The organism is Stenotrophomonas sp. P5_B8 (assembly GCF_054049855.1).
In genome coordinates this window covers 1-1,579 of sequence record NZ_JBFULO010000636.1, presented here as the reverse complement: position 1 = coordinate 1,579, position 1,579 = coordinate 1, and the positions used below count along the sequence as shown (strand labels likewise).

Below are 1,579 nucleotides of genomic sequence, written 5' to 3'. Positions count from 1 at the left end.
CCTCAGCTTTGCCGCAGCCACGGTCAACGCCTTGACCGCCCTGGGCGTGATGCAGCTGCTGGGATCGGCGACCGGGGCGATCACCCGCATCCACGTCAGCCGTGCCGGAGATTTCGGCCGCGTGCAGATGGACGCCGCCCAGTACCAGCGGCCGTGGTTTGGCCAGGTGGTGGTGGCGCGCGATTTCGGCGCGGCGCTGGAAACCCGGCTGCAGTCGCTGGCCCATCTCACCCGCTACCGTCCGGCGCGCTTCGTGCGCCTGGGCGGCACCGTCGACGGCCATCGTGAGGTGTTCATTGCCGATGACGACGGCGAGCGCCGTCTGCTGGCGCGGCTGGTGGTGGGCGCCGACGGTACCCGCAGCGGCGTGCGCGAGGCGCTCGCCATCGGCGTGGACGCGCATGATTTCGAGCAGACCCTGTTCGTTTCGCGGGTGCGCAGCGCGCGTGCGCCGGATGGCACGGCCTACGAGCGTTTCACCGATACCGGCCCCACCGCGCTGCTGCCGCGTGGCGACCGCCACTACGGCGCCGTGCATGGCGTGGCCCGCGAGGCGGCCGATGCGGTCATGGCGCTGGGCGATGCGGCGTGGCTGCAGCGCCTGCAGGCGGCGATCGGCTGGCGCGCCGGACGGCTGCTGGAGAGTGGGCCGCGCAGCGCCTATCCGCTGATCCAGGTGCTGGCCCAGGCCCTGGTCGGCGAACGTGCGGTGCTGCTCGGCAACGCCGCGCAGACCATCCATCCGCTCGGTGCACAGGGCTTCAACCTGGGCCTGCGCGATGCGCTGACCTTGGCCGAGCTGGTGGCCGAGGCCGACGATGCCGGCAGCGATGCACTGCTGCAGGCGTACGTGGCGCGCCGCGAGGAAGACCGGCAGCAGACCATCGCCTTCTCCGGTGGACTGGCCCGGTTGACCAGCAACCCGGCGCCGCTGATGCGTCCGCTGCGCAGTCTCGGGTTGCTTGCAGCACAGGCCACGCCGATGCAGTCGATGCTGGTCGGCGGTGCGATGGGCTTCCGTGGACAGGTGCCGGCGCTGTGTCGCGGAGTAAGCGCATGAGCCGGCGCGCGCGCGATGTGATCGTGGTCGGTGGCGGCGTGGTCGGCGCGGCCTGTGCGCTGGCGCTGGCCGAGGCCGGGCTGGAGGTCACCCTGGTGGAAGGCCGCGAGCCGTCATCGTGGCAGCCGCAACAACCGGATCTGCGCGTGTATGCATTCGCCCCGGACAACGCACAGCTGCTCACCGCGCTCGGTGTGTGGCCGGCGGTCACGGCCGCGCGTGCCTGCGCCTACCGGCGCATGCGCGTGTGGGATGCCGGCGGTGGCGATGAACTGCGCTTCGATGCCGACACCCTGGGGCGCGAACAACTCGGCTGGATCGTCGAGAACGAACTGCTGGTGGATCGGTTGTGGGCGGCGCTGCCGACGGCCGGTGTGCAGCTGTGCTGCCCGGCGCGGGTAGACGCGCTGGAACAGGACGCCGACGGCGTGCGCCTGCGGCTGGAGGATGGACGCCGGCTGGAGGCCTCGCTGGCGATCGCCGCCGACGGTGCCGAATCCACCCTGCGCCGGCTGGCCG

The 1,579-nt window shown here is 72.0% G+C and carries 2 protein-coding genes; both read left to right on the top strand.

The features are described from left to right. On the top strand, positions 1-1,060 hold a 1,060-nt coding region (gene ubiH / locus ACXJKH_RS20240), incomplete at its 5' end, for a 2-octaprenyl-6-methoxyphenyl hydroxylase (RefSeq protein ID WP_457322044.1). Continuing rightward, positions 1,057-1,579, top strand: a 523-nt coding sequence (locus ACXJKH_RS20235) for an FAD-dependent oxidoreductase (RefSeq protein ID WP_457322042.1), incomplete at its 3' end; no start/stop codon positions are given. The genes ubiH and ACXJKH_RS20235, both read left to right, overlap by 4 nt.